This window comes from Pandoraea sp. NPDC087047, from assembly GCF_044745225.1.
Lineage (GTDB): Bacteria > Pseudomonadota > Gammaproteobacteria > Burkholderiales > Burkholderiaceae > Pandoraea.
On the sequence record NZ_JBIUZU010000009.1, the window covers coordinates 21,421 to 42,627 of the forward strand.

Here is a 21,207-nt window from a genome sequence, read left to right on the forward strand (position 1 = left end):
GAGCCACGACACGAGACGATGGCATGTCGGCCGAGCGAATTAGGGCGGCATGCCGGGGGTACACGAATACGATCAACAGGCGTTCGGCAGCGAATTACTTTGCGCGATTACGTGCCTGAATCCGCTTGTCGAGATATGCCGCCAGGGTCGGATCGTTGTTCTTCAGATCAAACCTCTTCTCGTCGATGGCCTGAATATAGCTATTACAGATACTGGCCTTGGCCGGCACCGTCTTCATCATGTCGATGGGTGCCGCAAACGACTCGTACTGCTTATCCAGAACGACCGGCGTCTGAACGTACAAAAGGTCATGGAACATTTCACTCGCCTTGGGATTTTGGCGAAGACTTTGCTCCACCAATGCGCGAATTTTCCGGTTCTCTTCAAGATAAGCACTGTGGCGAGTCTGCCAGTTGCTTAACGCCGCTTCACCGGAAACACGAACGTTGTCACCGTAAGCCGAGCATTTTTCGATAAGGCGCTCAAGGACGCTTTGCAAAGACGTTGGCGAAACCGTGCCGGCCATCAGGACTTCGTTCTCGTTGTCATACTTGAGTATCTGCGCGGTAACAATGCCCGGATAAACACCCAGCAGCAAGCAGCAGGTTGCGACCGTGATCGCCCGCCCCAAACGGTGAGTCCCCCTGAAAGCCCCCAGCATTTTTACACCTCGCATATCTTAAATGACGGCGTCATGCGGCGCACTGCGTTCGAACGGTCACCGACCGAGAACCGAGTTCGAGCGTGGTGCCGAATCGCTACCCCGCCCTACCCCTCTTTCCAGACGCATTGCCCCTATTGTTTTCTTTGATTTTGAATTTGGTTTTTCCCGTTACGGCGCGGATCTTAGCATGACGAAAAAGAGATGAGCGGCAACGTGTTTTGCCAGCCAAATCTGCCAGTCACGGCACCGTTTGAGCATGGTAGATTTCTGAAAGAACTCGCTACGGATAAAGAGCGCCATGGATCCCTCGCTCCAGCTCGAGCTCTATGAGCGAATTGAAGGGATTAGTACTTGGCAGCTGACCGACGCGACTCCAGACGTCGTCCCCCCAGGTCTTGCAGCCAAGAGCGAGCAGGAAGACCTTTGACAGACTCTGAATTGAGAACCGCGCGAGAAACGAGAACGTTCAGCGCTCATCGTTGTATTCCTGATCGTCGCAGACTTAAAGGCTGAGAAGCTTTTCTACCAGAGCCACCCAATACGCCACCCCGGTTGGAATTACGTCATCATTGAAGTCGTACAGTGGATTATGAAGCTGGTGCGAGGTATGAACATCGCAACCGTTGTCGGTCGCCAAGACGCCATTGCCAAGAAACGCATAACACCCCGGCTTGTGCTGAAGGAAGAAAGAAAAGTCTTCAGAAGCGAACTCGCGCTCAACGTTTGCATTCAATCCTTCGAGACCGACCACAGCCTGCATCGCCTCGGTGGCCAGAAGCGTGTCATTTTCGTGGTTCACAAGAGCGGGGTACAGGCGTTCGAACTGAAAATTGGTCTCTACGCCGAACGCTATCGCGGCGCTTTGCGTGATGGCCGACATTCGACTCTCAATGAGATCCAACGTTTCCGCGTCAAAAGTACGAACGGTCCCCGACAGCGTTGCGACCTCCGGAATGATGTTGTCCGTCGTACCCGAGTGCATCTGTGTCACCGAGAGGACCGCCGCATTGTTGGGATTCACGTTGCGCGTAAGAATCGTTTGCCATGCTTGCGCGATATGTATCGCGGCGACCACTGGATCGACACTTCGATGGGGCTGAGCGCCGTGTGCTCCTTTGCCAGTTATCGTCACATTGAACGTGTTGCTCGACGCCATGAGCGCGCCGGGCCGCACGCCAAACGTGCCGACTGGAATTCCTGGCCAATTGTGAATGCCGAATATCGCGTCTATTTTGAATCGATCGAAGAGCCCGTCCTCGATCATTCGCCTGGCGCCGGCGCCGCCTTCTTCAGCAGGCTGGAACACAAAATGTACGGTTCCATCGAAATCGATGTCCCGGCTGAGCGTCATGGCTGCACCTAGCAGCATCGCTGTGTGACCATCGTGACCACATGCATGCATCTTTCCGAGGTGCCGGGACGCATGTGGAAAAGTGTTCAACTCCCGCATAGGCAACGCGTCCATGTCGGCGCGAAGTGCGATGGCTTTATCGGAGTTGCCCTTACTTAGCGTGCCGACGACTCCGTAACCACCGACTCGCTCTTCAACCTCGATCCCGTATTCTCGAAGGATATTCGCCACGAACGCCGATGTCTTTTCTTCTTCGAACCGAAGCTCAGGATGAGCGTGCAGATGGCGCCGAATTCTAATGATTTCCAAATGGTCGTGTTGTTTCGGTTTCATGCTTTTCAAATTGAGGTGTCATACAGCGCATCAGTTCACGTTGACGCGCTGCTGTATTGTCGAGAAGCTGCTTCGGGACTGGGCTGTAGCGCCTAAGTGCGCTTGCTTCTCGCAAGGACGGCAATGAGCGCGAGGCTGACCAGCGCAGCAGCGCAGAGGTAAAGTCCAATAACGAGCTTGTCACCGCTAAGATGAATCAGACTCGTCACGACAAGCGGGGTGAGTCCCCCGAAGATTGAGACGCCTAGGGCATAGGAAGTACCGACACCCGTTGCTCGGTAGTGGGTTGGGAAGATGTCAGCCAGGACAAGCGGTGCGCATGCCGCGTACAGTCCAAGAAAGATCGAGATCAGTGTTTGCACGACGACCAGCATCGCCAAACTCGGGTATGAAGCGAGCCCCCAGAACAGCGGGTAAGCCAGCAATCCAGCCAGCGCCGAGCCCCACGCCATTGGCTTGAACGGCCCGATCCTGTCCGCGGCGGAGCCGACCAGAGGGCACACGACGATCAACGTCATGCCACTTGCAATCTGTCCGATATAGGTCGCAACGAGCGGCAGGTGGAGTTCCCGTACAGCATAGGTCGTGAAGTAGTTTGATACTTGTGCGGTGACAGTCCAAAAGACCATAAGCGCGATGCCCACCGCAATGCGTCCAATGTGTGCGCGCAAGCCTGAAAGGAAGGATGTGTGTACGTGTCCAAGTGCTGCGGCCCTGGCAAACTCGGGAGTTTCAGGAATCCTACGGCGAACGTACCAGCCAACGGGCCCGATCAGCAACCCGGCAAGAAACGCAAGGCGCCAATATCCGTCCAGGATTTGCTGTTCCCCGAAGTATTGGGTCAGCCCGAGCCCGATCACGCCCGCCACCAGCACACCGCCGCCTTGCGCCACCTGTTGAAAAGAACTGTAGAGGGCGCGATTCGAACTGGAGGCGTTTTCGATGAGCATGGCCACATTGCTGCCAATTTCCCCACCCGCGGAAAATCCCTGAACCAGGCGACCCAAGACAAGGATGACGGGGGCAACCAGTCCAATGGCTTGGTATGAAGGGCATACGGCCGGCACAAGGGTACCGAGCGCCATAAGAAACAACGTGAGACTTAACGCGCGCTTGCGCCCGACACTGTCCGCGTAGCGGCCGAGGATAAGTGCACCCAACGGCCGAATGATGAAGCCTGCCGCGAAGGTCAGGAAAGTCAGCATGAGTGCGACGTACTCGTCGCCTGCAGGAAAGAACGTCTTCGATATTGGGACAGCGAAGATGGCGAATGCTAGGAAATCGTAGATTTCGAGCACGTTGCCGATGGTTGCAGCGACGACTGTGCGACGTTGGGCGGTCACACTTGGGTCTGCCGCAACTTCGGAAAGAATAGTGTCTTGCATGGCGTCTCCTTCTGTTGTTTATATGTTGTCGCTGGAGTGTAGGTCGCCGCAGGTATAATAAAAAATACCAATTTCTGATACTGCCTATACCTCATGGGTATAGGATCGCGCATGATCGAGCTACGTCACTTGCGATACTTCTTGGCGGTTGCCGACTACGGCAGTGTTGCGGAGGCCGCTAGGCGACTGCATGTCGCTCAGCCGGCGTTAAGTCGGCAGATGAAAGATCTAGAAGAAGAGTTGGGGGCGGTACTCTTTGAGCGCGGTGCGAGAGGCGTCACACTTACCACCGCTGGATCCCAATTCGCCATCGATTGCCGGGCCTTGCTAACGGATCTGAGGGCCGCCAAGGAGCGTGTCTCGCGAATTTCCGTCGGTATGGAAGGGGCCTTGAGAATTGGAATTGCGCCCAACTATAGTTGGCATCCAAAAATACTGGCGTCGCTAAGGTCATTCTCAGCCGACGCGCCGAAAGTTGCCGTTATGCTTGAGCCAACGCTTTCCACTCGACAGATCACGAGAATCGTGGCGTCGGAACTAGATGGCGGATTTCTCACATGGAAGTACTTGCCGCAGGATAAGACGGAGATCGATGGAATACGCGAGGTTCGGCTCTTCGAATGTCACCTAAAGCTCGCTTTGCAGCGGGGCAGTCGATTGGCCAAATCGGTTCCGAAAGCGCTCGCCGAACTGCAAAGCGAACCGTGCATTTGGTTTCCGCGAGAAATTGCGCCAGCTTATGACGATTTCCTCACCTACCAATGCCGACAGGCCGGCCTCTCTCCAAAGAAGGTCCAAATTGGTAGCGATGTATTGACTATCCTGGGATTGGTAGCGGCTGGAATGGGTTACTCAATAGTTTCCGACGTCTCGGCCCACACGTGCCCGCGGGACGTCGTTCTCGTTGATCATCCCGAACTCACCATGAGCCATCCGGTCTCATTCGTGTATCGGTCGGAAGACAGCAATCCGGCGCTTCTTCGCTTTGTAGACCTTCTGCAAAATGCAGCAGCCTCATCCCGTTGACAGACCGCCATTTGGAGGCGCTCGCGCGAGGGAGTCATTAGTGGAACACCGGCACTCTCTTCCCGAGTGGATACACTTTTCACCCCAGTCACCTGATTCCCGGATTGCCAAAAACCCCCAACCCCGCTTAGAATGACGGTCTTCGCGGGCGTCGTATAATGGTAATACCCTAGCTTCCCAAGCTAGAGCCGTGGGTTCGATTCCCATCGCCCGCTCCAGAATTTTCGAGAAAGCCGTCCTTGTGACGGCTTTTTTGTTTTCCGCATCTGCGTATGTCTTCCCGCCTCGCTGCGCGTCGCGCGCCACAGCCCCAAATCCACAACCGACATCCGGTTATTTGAACGTCCAGTCAAAAATAACCTATAGTCACGCCATCGGAGCGGTGCGTCGTGTGCGTCCGCTATTTCCATTCCTCCGGATATACGAGGCCCATCATGAGCGGTAGACCCAGAGAATTCGACGACGCAGCCGTCATCGACGCCGCGATGGACGTCTTCTGGACGCATGGCTACGAAGGCACGTCCGCCCAGGCGCTCGTCGAATGTACCGGGCTCGGGCGCGGCAGTCTCTACAACGCCTTCGGCAGCAAACTCAACCTCTATCACGAAGCCCTAGAGCGCTATCAGACGCTCGGGCTTCAGAAGCAAGCCGACATTCTCAACGCGCCCGGTCCTGTCAAGGATCGGCTGCGCGCGCTCATGCAATGGGGTATCGACGAAGACCTCGATCCCGAGAAGCAGCGCGGCTGTATGTCCCTTTTCGCAGCGCTCGAACGCGGCGCCAAGGACGAAAAGGTCCGTCAGATCAGTCAGGCTTACTTCACGCGCATCGAACAGGTGCTCGTGCATCTGATCGCCGTCGGGCAGCACAACGGCGAACTCAGCGCCGAACGCTCACCCGTGATCGTCGCCCGCACGTTCCTGTCCAGCTACTACGGCCTGCGCGCCCTCGGACGCACCGTCTGCGACCGTGCCTTCCTCGAAGACATCATGCAAGGCACGCTCGATCAGATCTAACGCATAACCGACACAACACGCACCAAACACACCAAACGCGCAACACACACCCGCGCACAGCACATCCCTCGAACACCAAATACTCTCACCCCAACCCTCGCCCCCCCCTCGCCCGCGAATATGGAATGATCGTTAAAAATATGACGCAAAAATCCGCAATGCCACCTGTCGTCTACCTGTTAGGACTCACCGTCTTTGCAATGACCACGGCGGAATTCATGGTCGCCGGCATGATGCCCGCGCTCGCCCACGCGATGAACGTCGGTATCGGCGACATCGGCAATCTGATCTCGCTCTACGCCCTAGGCATGACCATCGGCGGCCCGGTCCTCACCGCCCTGCTGCTCGCGCTGCGTACGCCGCACAAGCGCGCCCTCATCTGGTTGCTGACGATTAACGTCGCAGGCGGCGTGCTCGCCGCCATGTCGACCCGCTATGAAATGATGGCCGTCGCGCGGATCATCATGGGCGTGGCCAGCTCGGCAACGTTCGGGGTCGCACTGACGCTCTGTGCCGATCTCGTTGCGCCGTCAGTCCGCGGACGCGCCGCTTCCTTCGTCCTCGGCGGCTTGATGTTCTCGCCTGTGGTCGGTGTGCCGCTCACGGCCTTCATCGAGCAGCACTACGGCTGGCGCGCCAGCTTCTGGCTCGTTGCCGTGCTCGCCGCGCTATGTACGGTTGCCGTCGCGCTGTGGGCGCCCGCAAGCGAGAAGCAGAACGGCGAAGTCGTCAGCCTCGCTGCCGAATTCCGCTCGCTGCTGAATCGTCCGCTGTGGGCCGCGTTCGCGACGAGCGGGTTGATCATCGGCGCGACGTTCGCCGCGTTCAGCTATTTCTCGCCGATCTTTTTGAATGTCGCCGGAATTTCGGCCGCCGCGATTCCGAATCTGCTCGCGATGTACGGCATCGCCAACATCATCGGTAACGCCGTCATCGGACGCCTCGCCGACCGCCACACCCTCACAGTGCTGGCCGCCGGTTTGTCAGTGCTCGCTCTCGCGTTGATCAGCTTTGCGCTTTGGGCCGACCTGACGCCGGTGGGTATCGCCGCGTTCGCCGCCATCGGGCTAACGGGCGTGTCGCTCAATCCGGCGATGGTGGCTCGTGTGATGCGCACCGCAGCCCCCGGGCCGCTCGTCAATACGATGCATACCTCGGTGATTACCGCCGGTCTCGCGTTCGGCACATGGGCCGGTGGTGCCGCCATCGACGCGGGCTACAGCATGCGTGCCCCGCTGTGGATCGGCGCCGCGATGGCCGCGCTCGGCCTCGCCAGTCTGTTGCCTTATCTTCGTTCGGGTCTCGCAAAAGCCCCCGAGACCGCCTGCTCAACCTCCTGAGCCGTCTCACATGCAAAGGCCAGCCACGTCGGAGAAAAACCTGACGACAGGCTCAGCAGCATGGCTGGCCCACGCACCTCCCTTCATCACGCTGTCAAAGAACAGTCCCCCGACGCATTTCACGCCTCCGGTCGTTGCTTGATTCAGGCTTGATTCAGGCTTGATTCAATGTCGTCTATCGCGCGTCAGGAGACGTCAGGCGAAAAGACGAATCACGTCGTTGAAGAACTGGACCACCGGCTTGGCCCGGTGATATGCCACTGCACCGTCGAGCATCGCGCCATGAAAGAGAGTCGTCATCCAGGCCATCGCACACCTCTTATATCCGTTTGATCCGATTTCGCTTGTCGCGAGTGATTTCAGAACAGTGCAGCTACGTCGGCAAAGAACTTGGCGACCGGCGCAGCCCGGCTTGCCCATGTACCTACCATTACCAACATGTCGCAGACGGGACCGATTGCAGCCATTTCACACCTCCAGGGGTTCGGTTCAATTTCGCTTGTCGCGGGTATTTCAGAACAGCGCCGCCATGTCGGCAAAGCACTTGGCGATCGGCGCAGCCCAGCTTGCCCAGGTACCCGCCGTTACCAGCGCGTCGCCGATAGGAGCGATTGCAGCCATTTCACACCTCCAGGGGTTCGGTTCGATTTCGCTTGTCGCGGGTATTTCAGAACAGCGCGGCCATGTCGGCAAAGAACTTGGCGACCGGGGCAGCCCGGCTTGCCCACGTACCTACCATTACCAACATGTCGCAGACGGGACCGATTGCAGCCATTTCACACCTCCAGTTGTTTGCTTGGTTTGCTTCACTTGTTTCGCGTTTGTCGCGAGTTGTGCCAAAGATAACCCTCGGGCCCGGACCTGAAAACTGAGATAAATCACAGTCGGCGTTCGAGCCCGCAATGACGGCGGCCACGACACCGTCACACGACTGCCTCACGCTCGTCCCGCGATTCCGGTACGGCCGTGACGTGTCGCCGTCCCCGCCTCGGGACGCCCGCCCAGCGCCTGCTTGACGCCCGTCAAGCCCCCGCCGGACCGGTCAGTCGGGGCCGGGAGGCGCGCGCAGTGTAAACTGCTGGGTTTTTGACCCCCCAGTGGAATGGTGCAAGTGTCCCGGCGTCCCGTTATCAGCGCCCCAACACTCATACGCTCGCTGGCCCGCCTGAGCACGTTCGCGCCCCCCGAGGCCGCGCCGTCGCTCTCGGACCGCATGAGCCAGTGGCTGGGCTGGACCGACGCCATCGCGCTATCGTCGGCGCTCAAAGCCAACCCGCCGGCGGCCGCGCCCGGCGCGCGTCCGGCTGCGCAGGATCCGGCGAGCGAGCTCGCACGGGTACGCATCGACCTCGCCGCGGCCATCGCCCGCGATTGCGGTCTGGCAGCCGCGCCCGGCGGGCAGATTCGCGCGCTGAGCGCCGCCGAGCGGCAGCGGGCGGCGTCGTTCGCGGAGTTCCCGGCGTATCGGCAACGCTACGCGACGTCGCAGCAGACGATGGATACGGCGATCGGCGCCCTGCGCACGCGCCTTCGTGCCCAACTGGCGACCCAATCGCCGGACGCCGCACGACTCGCCAGCGTCGACGCCGTCATGGAGCGGGTGATGGGCGCACGTGAGCGCACACTGCTCGCGAGCGTGCCGAATCTGCTCGAAGGGCACTTCGTCCGGCTGCGCGATACGGAACAGGCAGCGATGGCCGCCCCGCGCGTGCCAGGTGCGCCGCCGCTCGCGCCCGCCGGCACATGGCTCGACACCTTCCACCGGGATATGCAGAGCGTTTTGCTCGCAGAACTGGATATACGCCTCGAACCGATCGAAGGGCTGATCGCCGCCCTCGCCTCGGTTCGCATCGGCGAAAACGTTAGTGAACCCGGACAACATGACCCGTTACCTCGTTGATCTCGTTGCCTTTGTCGCAGGGCTGGCCGTCGTCGGCTGGATCGCCATCGGCTATGCCGATACCAATACCCTCGCGCTCGCCGTCGCCCTGCTGATCGCGGCGGTCTATCTCATTGGCGCGCTCGAACTCAAGCGCTTCCATCAATCGACGAACGCGCTCGCGGGCGCCGTCGCCAGCCTCACCGCGCCACCCGCCTCGCTGCCCACATGGCTCGATACGCTACCGGCCGGACTGCGCACCGCGGTGCGTCTGCGCGTCGAAGGCGAGCGCGTCGGCCTGCCCGGCCCCGCACTCACGCCGTACCTCGTCGGCTTGCTGGTGCTGCTCGGCATGCTCGGCACGTTCCTCGGCATGGCCGCCACGCTGCGCGGCACCGGCATCGCGCTCGAAGGCGCGACCGACCTGCAAGCCATCCGCGCCTCGCTCGCCTCGCCGGTCAAGGGACTGGGCTTCGCTTTCGGGACGTCGGTCGCCGGTGTCGCCACCTCGGCCATGCTCGGCCTGCTCGCCGCGCTCGCACGCAAGGAACGCGCGCAGGTCGTGCAGTCCCTGGACGCCCGCATCGTCACCACGCTTCGCGGCTTTTCGCAACAACATCAGCGCGAAACCACGCTGCAACTCCTCGCACAACAGGCGAACGTCATGCCTGCGCTCGTTGAGCGGCTGCAAGAGATGATGACCGCGATGGAGCGACAGAGTCAGACACTTGGCGAGCGCCTCGTGGCGAATCAGGACGCCCTGCACACCAGAACCAACGCCTCCTACGCACAGCTCACCCACGCGATGCAGCAGTACCTGAAGGACAGCGTCGCCACCACGGCGAGCGCGGCGGGTGCGGCGATCCGTCCGGAAGTGGAAGCGACGATGGCCAGCCTCGCGCGCGAATCCGCGACGTGGCACCAAACCGTTTCCGCCTCGATGCAAGACCGCATGGACGGCCTGTCCGATCGCTTCGAAGCGACGACGGCCCGCGTGGCGAACGTCTGGAAGGATTCGCTCGACGCTCAGTTGCGCGCCAATGAATCGCTCGCAACCGATCTACGTGCCGCCCTGGGCGAGTTCACGCAGACGTTCGAGACGCGCTCTGCGAAGCTCGTCGACGATGTCGCCACTCGCCTTGAGACCACCACGGCGCAGGTAAGCACCGCCCATGCAGACGTTGCGCAGACCTGGGAGACGTCGCTCGCGGCACAGCAACAGACCAGCGACGCCCTCGCCAAGGACTTCGGCACCACGCTCGCACAGTTCGCGCAGACCTTCGAGACGCGCGCTGCCAAGCTCGTCGACGATGTCGCCGCCCGCCTCGAAACGGCGACGGGTCACGTCAGCACCGCCCACGCCGGTGTCGCGCAGACGTGGGAAACGTCGCTCGCCGCACAGCAACAAACCAACGACGCCCTCGCCAAGGATCTCGGCGCGACGCTCGCGCAATTCGCACAGTCTTTCGAGACCCGCTCGGCCGGGTTGCTCGCGGATGTCACCACGCGACTCGACCATGCGACCGGCAGCATCGCCACGGCACAGACGACCGTCGCGCAAGCCTGGGAGCAAGCGCTCGCGCAGCAGCAGCGCTCGCACGACGCCCTCACGCAAGACCTCGGCGCTGCGCTGGAGCGCTTTGCGCAAACGTTCGAGGCACGTTCCAGCGCGCTGCTGGGCGACGTGGCCGCCAAGCTCGACGCCGCGAGCGGCAACGTGAGCGGTGCCCACGAGCGCGTGGCGCAGGCGTGGGACCAATCGATCGCGCTGCAACAACAGGCCAACGCCTCGCTGAACACCGAACTCGCCGCCGCACTGACCCGCTTCACGGACACCTTCGAGCAACGCTCCGCGCATCTGATCGACGGTGTCGGGCAGCGCACCGAAGGGGCAATGCACAGCGTGTCGGAGACAGCCGCGGTCGTTTCCGGCGAGTGGAAGCAGGCCATCACGGCGCAGCAGTCCGCCAACGACGCCCTCGCCCGCGATCTCGCCAGCGCCCTGACCCGCTTCGCCGACACGTTCGAGACGCGTGCGTCGCAGTTGCTGCACAGCGTCTCGGCGCAAATGGATTCGACGTCCGCCAATGTCGCGCAGGCTTGGCGCGACGCCATCGAAACCCACACCCGCACCAGCGAACGTCTGGCCGACGGCAATCAGCAACTCGTCGCGGCGACGACCGACGCCTTCACCGAACACAGCGCCTCGTTACTGCAAGCGCTCAGCGCTGCCAACCACGCGCATCACGACGCCACGGCCGAGCGCGAAACGCAACGCCTGTCCGTCTGGACCGAAACGCTCGAAGGCACGCTCGCCACGCTGCGCTCGGAATGGCAACAGGTCGGTGCGCAAACGGCGAGCCAGCAGCAGACGATCTGCGACACGCTCGCCCGCACGGCGCTGGAGATGTCCGAGCAGACCCGAGCCAACGCGAGCGACACCATCGCGGAAATCTCGCGTCTGGTGCAGACCGCTTCGGAAGCCCCGAAGGCCGCGGCGGAGATCATCGGCGAACTGCGTCAGAAGCTCTCGGACAGCATGGTCCGCGACAACGCGATGCTCGAAGAGCGCTCGCGACTGCTCGATACGCTGGGCACGCTGCTCGATACCGTCAAGCATGCCGGCAACGAACAGCGCGCCGCGGTCGACGAACTGGTGACGACGTCTGCCCAACTGCTGGAGCGCGCAGGCGCGAATCTGGGCGACGCCATTGCCGCGCAAACGGAGAAGCTCACGGAAGCCTCCGCGCAAGTCACTGGCAGCGCGGTGGAAATCGCCAGCCTCGGCGACGCCTTCGGGGCCGCCGTGCAGTCGTTCGGCGAATCGAACACGCAATTGCTCGACCATCTGCAACGGATCGAAGCCGCCCTCGACAAGTCGATGGCGCGCAGCGACGAACAGCTCGGCTATTACGTCGCGCAGGCTCGCGAAGTGGTGGAGTTGAGCGTGATGTCGCAAAAACAGATCCTCGAAAACCTTCAGGATCTGGCGCAAACGCGCTCGCAACCGGGTAGCGTGGCAGCATGAGGGACGAATTCGACGCGGATATCGCGGACGGCGGCGACGTAGGCGCCGCTGCGCCGACGTGGGCCGTCTTCGGCGATCTGATGTCGGTGATGCTCGGCGCCTTCGTGCTCATCATGCTCGGCGTGATCGGCGTGCAGATCGAGCTGTCGGCCAAGCTGGAGCGCGAAGTGAAGGAGCGACAGGTGGAGACGCAGCGCCGCGAGACGCTGGAGAAAGCACTCGCCGGGCCGCTCGCGGGCGGACGCGTCACGCTGGTGAACGGCCGTATCGGCATCAGCGGCAACGTGCTCTTCGCGCTGAACTCGGACCAGTTGCAACCGCAAGGGCGCGAGGTGCTGCGCAGTCTGGCCGGACCGCTCGCCGCCTATCTGCGTGCGAGCGACGAGATTCTCATGGTCAGCGGTTTCACCGACGACCAGCAAGTGCGCGAGACGAACCGTCGATTCGCGGATAACTGGGAGTTGTCGGCGCAGCGCGCGCTGACCGTCACGCGCGAATTGATCGCCGCTGGCGTGCCGCCGTCATCGATCTTCTCAGCCGCGTTCGGCTCGGAACAGCCCGTCACGTCGAACGCCGACGAAACCGGCCGCGCGAAGAACCGTCGCGTGGAAATCGCGCCGATGCCGCGCAGCAGCGCCAGCAACGCTGGCAAGCCGAAGGCGTAACGCAATGAACGCCAATCTCGACGTCCAGGACATCGAAGATGCCGAAGGCGCGGCGAGTACCGCAGAGGATTCGGTCGCGGTGGACACGCACGATTTGACCGTTGTCGTCGAAGACGTTGCGAGCGTCGATGCAGTGTCCGAACGGATTGCGGCATGGCGAGCCCAGGGCGCGGACAAGCGCGACCCGGCACGCTTTCATCGCATCGAAGCCCTTGCTCAGCGCGCCCGCACCTACCAGGGCGACGTGCGCCGCGTGCTCGACGCACGTCTGAAAGCGCTTGTCGACGATTTCTCGACGTCGCTCGGCAGCGCTGAAGTGGTGTCCGATCCTTCGGCCGATGTTTCGCTCGATGTTTCGCCCGACGCGCCGTCGCAGCCCGCTTTGTCAGCGCTCGCCGCCTTGACCGCCGACATCACGCAACGGATCGGCACAGGCGAGCGCCCTGCGCCGTCGCTCCCGTCACGCGCCGTCAGGTCCAGCGCACCCACGCGCCCCGCAAAGCCCAGCAGCGAGCCTTCGCAGACGGGCGTGGCATCGAGCGCGCCGCCGAAGCGCATCGTCTCGCCCCCCGTTCTGGCTCCGGTCACGATCACACCGACGGTCATCGCGACAGACGACGCCTTCGAAGACCTCGATGTCCTCGAATACTTCCGCGAGACGTGGTCGAAACTGAGCACCGACGGCAATCTGCGCCAATCGCTCGCGCAGGTGCCGGAAAACGCCGGGCCGCTCAATTCCAGCCATCTCGTGCATCGCGCACTCTCGCTCATGCACGACGTGTGTCCCGACTATCTGCGCCATTTCCTGCGCCATGCCGACGCGCTCTCGTGGCTCGAAGACATGGAGACGACGGGCGTGTTCGGCAATAAAAGCGCCGCACGTGTGGCGGCGAGCGCCAAGCCCTCGCGCGCCAAAGCCCGCTGACGTTCGCGCGCCCGCCCAATGGTAACGGGTGCAACCAGGCGTCAACTTGCCAGTGAAGGGGGTTCCGGTGGATAATCGAGCCCGTTCCCGGCGCCACGGCGCGGGAAAATCCTTTGAAAAATCATCGTGTTGGGCGCTGTCCGCACCGCCTGCCGCAGCACTCCTCGACAAGCCGTCGTCCCAGACGGCTTTTTGCTTCCATGACGAACCACGGACACCCGCCGGCTGACGACGCTTACCCGGCCAACGACGACGCCGATCTCGACGCGTCGCAATCCAACGCCTCGCAAGACGACGGCAGCGATGACAACGACATCGGCCCGGACGGGGTGGCACACCCGCGCCGCATCCGCAGTTTCGTGCGTCGCGCCGGGCGCAGCTCGGAAGCCCAGAAACGCGCGTTCGACGAACTCGGCCCGCAATTTCTCGTGCCATACGCCCCCGAACCGCTCGACTGGCCCGCAGCCTTCGCGCGCGCCGATGCGCCGCGAATTCTGGAAATCGGCTTCGGCATGGGTGACGGCACTGCGCACATCGCGAAAGTGCGTCCGGCGGACGATTTCCTCGGCGTGGAAGTGCACGAACCGGGCGTGGGCGCGTTGCTCAAGCTCATCGGCACCACCCCGCTTGCGAACGTGCGCATCATCCAGCACGACGCCGTGGAAGTCGTCGAGCACATGCTCCCGGAAGGCTCGCTCGACGGCGTACACGTCTTCTTCCCCGATCCGTGGCACAAGAAGCGCCATCACAAGCGCCGCCTGCTGCAACCGCCGTTCGTGGCGCTGCTCGCGTCGCGCCTGAAGCCGGGCGGCTATCTGCACTGCGCGACGGACTGGCAGGAATATGCCGAGCAGATGCTCGAAGTGCTGGGCGGAGAAGCGTCGCTCGAAAACACGGCCGACGGTTACGCGCCGCGTCCGGAGTATCGTCCCGTCACGAAGTTCGAGAACCGCGGCCTGCGCCTCGGGCATGGCGTGTGGGATCTCGTCTTCCGAAAGCGCGGCTGAGCGAGATCGTCACATAGCAAGAAGGGCACCTCGCGGTGCCCTTTTTTCGTTCTGCGCCCGACACGCCCGCGCGCCGGTGCTCAATCCGCCCAGACGACCAGCCCGCTGTACCCCGAGGCCAGCACCACCAGACCGAACGCGATCCGGTACCAGGCAAATACCGTGAAGTCGTGCGACGCGATGTAGCGCAGCAGCCAGCGCACGCAGATGAAGGCGCTGATGAAAGCGAAAACGAAGCCGATGCCGAACAGGCCGAAGTCTTCGACTTCCAGCATGGAGCGCGACTTGTAGAGTTCGTACACCGTAGCGCCGAACAGGATCGGGATCGCGAGGAAGAACGAGAACTCGGTCGCCACCCGGCGCTCCAGTCCGAACATCATGCCGCCGATGATCGTTGCCCCCGAGCGCGACGTGCCCGGCACCAGCGCGAGGCATTGGGCGAAGCCGACTTTCAGGGCGTCGACGGGCGAGAGGTCGTCAAGCGAATTCACCCGCGGCAACTTGCCCGCCTCAACATTGCGACGGTTGTGACGCTCCACAAGCAGGATGATCACGCCACCGACGATGAACGCCGTGGCCACCACGACCGGGTTGAAAAGCGCAGCCTTGATGTGCTTGCCGAACAGCAACCCCAGCACGACGGCAGGCACGCACGCGATGATGACGTTCACTGCGAAACGACGCGCCTTCGGGTCGCTGCCGAGGCCCGACACGACCTGCGCAATCTTCGCGCGAAACTCCCAGCACACGGCGAGAATCGCGCCGAACTGAATCACAATATCGAAGACCTTGCCCTTGTCGTCGTTGAAGTCGAGCAGGCTACCGACCAGAATCAGGTGGCCGGTGGAGGAGATCGGGAGGAATTCGGTCAGCCCTTCAACCACACCGAGAATGACGGCTTTGAGCGCCAGCAACAAGTCCATGCAGTGAGTTCCTGAGAAGTCGTGGATGGTGGAAATCGAAATCAGCGCGGGTCGAGTTTGACGTTCACCCCATGCGAGAGCACGGTAATCGCGCCCGGCTGGCGCGCCACGCCGCCGATGTTGAGTTGCTCGGGCTTGAACGTGTAGATCGGCGCGCCTTGCAGCAACTGCGTTGCAATCAACGCGCCCGCCGCGTTCAACTGGCGCGACCAGCGCTCAGGCAGACCGTTGACGGTGAAGGTCTCCACCTCCGGGTCGCGCAGCACGACCGACATCGTAGCCGGGTCGTACGCGAGTGCGCTGTCGATGGCGAGCGTGCCCGTAAGCGGTGCGCCGCCGAGCGGATGCGTCACGGTCGCGTCGACAGACACCGCCAGACGATTGCGCTCCGGCAGCAAGGTCAGACGCGGATGCGAGAGATTGACGTCGAGCACGGCCAGCACGCGACGGTCGAACGGAAACTTGCGTTCGAGCGCACGCTGCAACTGACTTTCGGAGAAGGTGTAATCGTTGCCGAACGGCAAGCCCGCACACGCTGCCAGCCCGGCAGCGAGCGCCACCGCACCGGTCATCGCCAGCCAGCGGCGGCGCGACACCGGTGCGCTCGCGCGCGAGGATTCCGGCAAGGGCGGGAGGGCTTGCAACGCAAGCGCATCGCACTGCTGACGAATGTTCCGATCTGAATGAGCACTATCCGGCATGTCACGTTCCGCTTCAGGGCGCCTGACGCCCGACACGCGCGACTATAGCACTCGCATGCGACACGGCTCTACGCCTGCCCATTGGGTCGCCCGCGCCCCTTCGGGCGGCGTCAAGCCAGCGCAGGCGCCGTCATCGCTTCCAGGTCGGACAGCCACGCAATCGCCTGCGCGCGATCCTTGCCACACATTTCGGCCGACGGCTGCAACGAACCGCAGACGGCCGGACGCAGCGGGCTGCCGAAGATCCGGCAACGGTCGTCGTCGTCGAGCTGCACGCAACGCGTGTTCGCCGGCTTGCCGTTCGGCATTCCGGGAATGGGCGTCGAGATGGAAGGCGCGATGCAGCAAGCCGCGCAGCGGGGTCGGCAGTTCATGACGGAACGGGAAAATGCGGGTGAGTGACGCCGTCCGCTCAGGACGACGCCGTTTCAGGCCGCACATTTTACCGCGCGTATCGCTCTGGACGGCCGAAGGTCCCCCTTTTATGAGCAACGAAGCCGGAAGAACGGGGGGATCAACCAGCGGCGACTTACCAGGGCAGGCTGCCCGCGATGTCGAAGAAGCCGCCCGTCACCGGTCCGCGCTCACCCAGCGCGAGCATCACCACGCTGCGCGTGCCATCGGCCAGCCCCTGACGGGCGCGCTTGCCGCTGGCGTCGGCCGCCAGATCGCCGGGGGCGCCCGGATCGACCGAGTTCACCGTGATCGACGTCTCACGCAAGGTGTGCGAGAGCTGCACCGTCAACATGTTCAGCGCCGCCTTCGACGCGTTGAAACCGATCTGCCGGAACGCCGCATGCTCCCACGCCGGATCGCTGTTATGCGCGAGCGAGCCAAGGCCGCTCGACACGTTGACGATACGCGCGCGCTCCGAGCGCGACAGCCACGGCAACATCGCTTGTGTTACGCGCAAGGTGCCAAAGAAGTTGGTCTGGAACACCCGTTCGACGGCTTCGATAGAGGCCTTCTCCGGGGAGTCGTCACGCGCATCGGTCACGCCGGCGTTGTTCACCAGCACGTCGAGGCGTCCGTGGTAGCGACCGATGCGATATGCCGCCGCGTGCAATGTTTCCGTGCGCAGCAGGTCGATCACCAGCGTCTCCGCCTGAAAACCCGCCTTGCGCAACGGCGCGACGACTTCGTCGCCCCTGGCTTCGTCGCGTGCGCCCACGAGTACCGTCATGCCCGCCTCGGCCAGCTCGCGCGCGACTTCCTGTCCGATTCCCCGGGTCGCGCCAGTTACCAGCGCCACTTTTCCCAGATGGCGTTCGGCGTCCTCGCGTACCGCACTCTCGATAGCGTCCCGTTTCATCACTGCTCCCGTCGAGTTACTTGTTGTTCTGCGCCCGACCGCACGCAAATTTGTTAGCATCGAGTTTATGAAGAATCCTTCAGATTTCCTATTCGCATATGAAACCGGACGGCCCACCTCCCGCAACGCCCCGTAAAACGCCGCAGCAGGCGCGTTCGCGGGTCACCATCGATGCCATTTTCGAAGCCGCGCTTCAGGTTTTGCTGCTCGATGGCGGACGTCAGTTGACCACCACGCGCGTGGCGGAGCGCGCGGGCGTGTCGGTCGGCACGCTGTATCAGTACTTCCAGAACAAGCAGGTGCTGCTCTATGCCGTGCTTGAGCGGCACGTCGACCGGATCGTGGGGACGGTGGAGCAGACGTGCCTCGCCTCGCACGCCCGGCCGCTGGACGTGATGGCGCGCGAGCTGGCGAAGGCCTATGTCGGTGCGAAGATGACGGATATCGAAGAGGCGCAGGCGCTGTACCGGCTCTCCGAGGATCTCGACGGACGTGAAGTGTTTGCGAAGGCCGGCGCGCGTATGCACGGGGCCGTCGTCGGTATGCTGAAGACGGCGCAAAACGCGCGCTTCGACGATCCCGAGACGGTGGCTTTCGTCTTCCTGAACTCGATGACGGGACCGATCAAGGCGATTCTGGAAAACCGCGCCCCCGCCGGCGCCTGCTACGAGACGCTCGCCAGTCAGATCGCCGAACAGATGGCGACGATGTGCGGCGCCTATTTGCAGTGCGTCGCGCAGACGACCGACGCGCCAGCGTCCGAGAAAGCCGCATGACGGCTGCCGGTGCGCTCGCGGCAGTGAGCGTGCGCCGGCCAGCCGTCGACAACCATTGACGCCCCTCGTCCGACGAGCGTCATGCCGTTTTTCGGCAAAAGTTCACGCGTCATCATGGCTGCTGCCCGGAACTGGTAAAATGCCGGGTTGTGTTTGCCTACTACCCACGAGTAATCGAAATGAATTACGAACAGGCCCGCTTTAACATGATCGAGCAGCAGATCCGTCCCTGGGACGTGCTCGATCAGGACGTGCTCAAGCTGCTGGAAATCGTCAAGCGTGAAGATTTCGTGCCGGCGGCATTGCGCGACATCGCTTTCACCGACGTCGAACTCCCGCTCTCGGGTGCTGCAATCGCCAACGACAGCCAGCACATGATGGTGCCGCGCGTCGAAGCGCGCATTCTGCAAGCCCTCGCGCCGAAGAAGAACGAGAACGTGCTCGAAATCGGCACGGGTTCGGGCTACATGGCCGCACTGCTGGCCTATAACGCCCACCACGTCACCACCATCGAATTCGACGCCAACCTCGCCCAGAGCGCCCAGCAGACGCTGCGCGCCAACGGCGTGACCAACGTGGAAGTCGTCAACGCCGACGGCGCGCAAGGCTGGAGCGCCGCCGCACCGTACGACGTGATCGCCATCTCGGGAGCGCTGGCCGAACTGCCGCAGGCGTTTCTGAACCAGTTGAAGGTCGGTGGCCGTCTGGCAGCTTTCGTGGGCGGCAGCCCGGTCATGGAAGCCATGCTTATCACGCGCGTGTCCGAGACCGAATACCGCCGCGAAAACCTGTTCGAGACGCAAGTGGCCTATCTGGTCGCGCCGCAACCGTCGAGCTTCAAGTTCTGAGCCCGGCGACCGGGAGACGCGCCGTTCGGTAGCGGACAGCGCGCCCCGGATGCCGCGAGCGGACCGGTCCCGCACCCTTTCGTTTGGGGACGAATGGGCGGAAACACGAGGACAGGACGCCACCGATTCGACACACGTAGAACATCATGCAAAACATTACACCGGCGCAATTGGCCCAGTGGCTGACGGATGGGGACCGCAGCCGACCCACGCTCCTCGACGTGCGTGAGGACTGGGAAGTGCAGACCTGCCACATCGCCCAGAGCAAGAACGTGCCGCTCGGCGACGTGCCCGCCCGTCTGACCGAACTCGACGCCGACGCGCCCATCGTGTGCATCTGCCATCACGGCATGCGCAGCGCCCGCGCCGCAATGTTTCTGGAACAACAAGGCTTTACCCAGCTGTTCAATCTGGACGGCGGAATCGATGCCTGGGCTCGCCAGGTCGATCCGTCGATGCCGACTTACTGAGCCAGGGCCGTGCGCCCCCCGAGGTTTGCCGCGCAATCGCGCGCGGCCAGGCGTGCGCCTGCCTTGCGCACCCTCTCTGCGAGCGCGCTCGTCATGGCGACGACGCTCGCAGCCCTCATGGCTTACGCCATCCCCGCCAGCGCGACCGACCTGCTTGCGCTCTACAGCGAAGCCCAGAACCGCGACGCCCTGATCGCCAGCGCTCGCTCGGCCTATCTCGCCAACATCGAAGCCCTGCCGCAAGCCCGCGCCGCGCTCCTGCCGCAAGTCACTGCGCGCTGGGGGTCCGTCAACACGCACTACGGCTCGGGCAGCGTGTCGAACACGTTCGGCAGCAGCGGCTACAGCCTCGCGCTCACGCAGCCCATCTTCCACTGGGATAGCTGGCAGTCGTATCAGCAGGGCAAGCTGACGGTGTCTGCCGCCGAAGCCTCGTTTGCGCAGGCGCAGCAGGATCTGATCCTGCGCGTGGCGACCGCCTATTTCGACGTGCTCGCCGCGCAGGACGATCTCGCGCTCGCGGGCACGCACAAGCAGGCCATCGCTGAACAATTGGCGTCTGCCAAGCGGAATTTCGAAGTCGGTAACGCCACCATCGTCGACACCAACGAAGCGCAAGCCAGCTTCGATCAGGCCACCGCACAGGAAATCGCCGCCCAGAACACACTCGACGTGCGTCGCGCGGCCTTCGCACGCATTGTCGGCCACCCGGTCGGCTCGCTCGCCACGCTGCGCGCGGGATCGACGCTGCCGTCGCCCGAGCCGAACAACGTGGCGGACTGGATCGCGCAAGCCGAGCAATCCAATTACGGCGTGCAATTGCAGTCGCTCACGCTGGAGATCGCCCGACGCGAAACGTCGAAGGCGAAGTCGGGCTATATGCCGTCGGTGGATCTGGTGGCCGCCGGGGCGCACTCGAATGTCGGCAACGCCAACAGTTTGTTGACGTCGGCGATGTCGAGTCCGTCGAGCCCCGGTTCGGGGCCGAGTTCTGCGGGGCAGATCGGCATTCAGATCAGCATTCCGATCTTCTCGGGCGGTTCGGTGCAAAGCAAGCTGCGTCAGACGCTCGCGCTCGAAGACAAGGCGCAGAGCGATCTGGACGACGCCCGACGCCTCGCCGTGCTCGGCGCGCGTACGTCGTATCTCGGGGTATCGAGCGGGCTGGCGCAGGTCAAGGCGCTCGAAGCTGCGGAGCAATCGGCGCAGTCGTCGGTCGCCTCGAACAAACGCGGCTATCAGGTCGGCATTCGCATCAACGCCGATGTGCTCAACGCCGAAGACAAGCTCTTCACCACACGACGCGATCTCGCCAAGGCCCGCTACAGCACGCTGCTCTCCAGCCTTCAACTGAAGGCCAGCGCCGCCACGCTCGTCGATACGGATTTGCAGTTGCTCAACGCGCTGCTTACCGAGAATCCGAATGCCTCCGCCGCCATGGCGGGCGCTCGCGAAGCCGCCCCCGCCAACGCGGGCGCCGGGCTGCCCGAGCGCGGTGTTCGTCCGGGAACGACTGCGCCGCTGCGACGCTGACAACGCCCACACATCAAAACAAAAA

Annotated in this window: 20 protein-coding genes and 1 tRNA gene; 13 read left to right on the top strand and 8 right to left on the bottom strand. The window is 62.8% G+C overall.

Annotated features, from left to right (window positions below; all coding sequences use genetic code 11):
- Positions 1 to 94 precede the first annotated feature (94 nt).
- From ACIPHM_RS17960 to ACIPHM_RS17975, 4 genes are all read right to left on the bottom strand, one after another.
- Positions 95 to 661, bottom strand: coding sequence for a hypothetical protein (locus ACIPHM_RS17960; RefSeq protein WP_400330951.1), 567 nt, complete (start codon positions 659 to 661; stop codon positions 95 to 97).
- Positions 662 to 944: 283 nt separating this feature from the next.
- Positions 945 to 1,103 carry a glutaminase gene (locus ACIPHM_RS17965; protein ID WP_400331470.1) on the bottom strand — a complete coding sequence of 53 codons (159 nt, stop codon included), beginning with the start codon at positions 1,101 to 1,103 and terminating at the stop codon, positions 945 to 947.
- Positions 1,104 to 1,166: 63 nt separating this feature from the next.
- Positions 1,167 to 2,357 carry a M20 aminoacylase family protein gene (locus ACIPHM_RS17970; RefSeq protein WP_400330954.1) on the bottom strand — a complete coding sequence of 397 codons (1,191 nt, stop codon included), beginning with the start codon at positions 2,355 to 2,357 and terminating at the stop codon, positions 1,167 to 1,169.
- Between the two features lie 83 nt (positions 2,358 to 2,440).
- Entirely contained in the window at positions 2,441 to 3,733 is a 1,293-nt protein-coding gene (locus ACIPHM_RS17975; protein WP_400330957.1) for an MFS transporter, read from the bottom strand.
- A gap of 111 nt (positions 3,734 to 3,844) precedes the next feature.
- On the opposite strand from ACIPHM_RS17975, the gene ACIPHM_RS17980 reads away from it, so the two are divergent.
- From ACIPHM_RS17980 to trmB, 9 genes are all read left to right on the top strand, one after another.
- Positions 3,845 to 4,759, top strand: a complete 915-nt coding sequence (locus tag ACIPHM_RS17980) for a LysR family transcriptional regulator (RefSeq protein ID WP_400330959.1) — start codon at positions 3,845 to 3,847, stop codon at positions 4,757 to 4,759.
- A gap of 144 nt (positions 4,760 to 4,903) precedes the next feature.
- Positions 4,904 to 4,977, top strand: a tRNA-Gly gene (locus tag ACIPHM_RS17985).
- 216 nt (positions 4,978 to 5,193) lie between these two features.
- Positions 5,194 to 5,775, top strand: coding sequence for a TetR/AcrR family transcriptional regulator (locus tag ACIPHM_RS17990; RefSeq protein ID WP_400330962.1), 582 nt, complete (start codon positions 5,194 to 5,196; stop codon positions 5,773 to 5,775).
- A 140-nt stretch (positions 5,776 to 5,915) separates the two neighbouring features.
- A complete protein-coding gene (locus ACIPHM_RS17995; protein WP_400330964.1) occupies positions 5,916 to 7,115 on the top strand; it encodes an MFS transporter in 1,200 nt (399 codons plus the stop codon).
- A gap of 1,102 nt (positions 7,116 to 8,217) precedes the next feature.
- Complete coding sequence (locus tag ACIPHM_RS18000) at positions 8,218 to 9,015, top strand: DUF3348 domain-containing protein (RefSeq protein ID WP_400330966.1); 798 nt, start codon at positions 8,218 to 8,220, stop codon at positions 9,013 to 9,015.
- A complete protein-coding gene (locus ACIPHM_RS18005; protein ID WP_400330968.1) occupies positions 8,996 to 12,022 on the top strand; it encodes a DUF802 domain-containing protein in 3,027 nt (1,008 codons plus the stop codon). Before ACIPHM_RS18000 ends, ACIPHM_RS18005 begins: the two co-directional genes overlap by 20 nt.
- Positions 12,019 to 12,687 (top strand): OmpA family protein, encoded by a 669-nt coding sequence (locus tag ACIPHM_RS18010; RefSeq protein WP_400330970.1) that lies wholly within the window; start codon positions 12,019 to 12,021, stop codon positions 12,685 to 12,687. The genes ACIPHM_RS18005 and ACIPHM_RS18010 overlap by 4 nt, the downstream gene beginning before the upstream one ends.
- 4 nt (positions 12,688 to 12,691) lie before the next feature.
- Positions 12,692 to 13,612, top strand: a complete 921-nt coding sequence (locus ACIPHM_RS18015) for a DUF2894 domain-containing protein (protein WP_400330972.1) — start codon at positions 12,692 to 12,694, stop codon at positions 13,610 to 13,612.
- 200 nt (positions 13,613 to 13,812) lie between these two features.
- Positions 13,813 to 14,619 (top strand): tRNA (guanosine(46)-N7)-methyltransferase TrmB, encoded by an 807-nt coding sequence (gene trmB / locus ACIPHM_RS18020; protein ID WP_400330974.1) that lies wholly within the window; start codon positions 13,813 to 13,815, stop codon positions 14,617 to 14,619.
- Positions 14,620 to 14,699: 80 nt separating this feature from the next.
- On the opposite strand, the gene ACIPHM_RS18025 is transcribed toward trmB, so the two are convergent.
- The 4 genes from ACIPHM_RS18025 to ACIPHM_RS18040 form a co-directional block, all read right to left on the bottom strand.
- Complete coding sequence (locus tag ACIPHM_RS18025) at positions 14,700 to 15,542, bottom strand: undecaprenyl-diphosphate phosphatase (RefSeq protein WP_400330977.1); 843 nt, start codon at positions 15,540 to 15,542, stop codon at positions 14,700 to 14,702.
- Between the two features lie 41 nt (positions 15,543 to 15,583).
- On the bottom strand, positions 15,584 to 16,243 hold the full coding sequence (locus ACIPHM_RS18030) for a DUF1439 domain-containing protein (RefSeq protein ID WP_400330979.1): 660 nt from the start codon (positions 16,241 to 16,243) through the stop codon (positions 15,584 to 15,586).
- A gap of 110 nt (positions 16,244 to 16,353) precedes the next feature.
- Positions 16,354 to 16,617 carry a YkgJ family cysteine cluster protein gene (locus ACIPHM_RS18035; RefSeq protein ID WP_400330982.1) on the bottom strand — a complete coding sequence of 88 codons (264 nt, stop codon included), beginning with the start codon at positions 16,615 to 16,617 and terminating at the stop codon, positions 16,354 to 16,356.
- Between the two features lie 155 nt (positions 16,618 to 16,772).
- Positions 16,773 to 17,555: an SDR family NAD(P)-dependent oxidoreductase gene (locus ACIPHM_RS18040; RefSeq protein ID WP_400330984.1), complete on the bottom strand. Its 783-nt coding sequence runs from the start codon at positions 17,553 to 17,555 to the stop codon at positions 16,773 to 16,775.
- A 98-nt stretch (positions 17,556 to 17,653) separates the two neighbouring features.
- On the opposite strand from ACIPHM_RS18040, the gene ACIPHM_RS18045 reads away from it, so the two are divergent.
- The 4 genes from ACIPHM_RS18045 (at position 17,654) to ACIPHM_RS18060 (ending at position 21,182) form a co-directional block, all read left to right on the top strand.
- Positions 17,654 to 18,331 (top strand): TetR/AcrR family transcriptional regulator, encoded by a 678-nt coding sequence (locus tag ACIPHM_RS18045; RefSeq protein WP_400330987.1) that lies wholly within the window; start codon positions 17,654 to 17,656, stop codon positions 18,329 to 18,331.
- Positions 18,332 to 18,510: 179 nt separating this feature from the next.
- A complete protein-coding gene (locus ACIPHM_RS18050; protein ID WP_400330990.1) occupies positions 18,511 to 19,179 on the top strand; it encodes a protein-L-isoaspartate O-methyltransferase in 669 nt (222 codons plus the stop codon).
- Positions 19,180 to 19,325: 146 nt separating this feature from the next.
- Entirely contained in the window at positions 19,326 to 19,649 is a 324-nt protein-coding gene (locus ACIPHM_RS18055) for a rhodanese-like domain-containing protein (RefSeq protein ID WP_400330992.1), read from the top strand.
- 63 nt (positions 19,650 to 19,712) lie between these two features.
- Complete coding sequence (locus ACIPHM_RS18060) at positions 19,713 to 21,182, top strand: TolC family outer membrane protein (RefSeq protein WP_400330995.1); 1,470 nt, start codon at positions 19,713 to 19,715, stop codon at positions 21,180 to 21,182.
- Positions 21,183 to 21,207 lie beyond the last annotated feature (25 nt).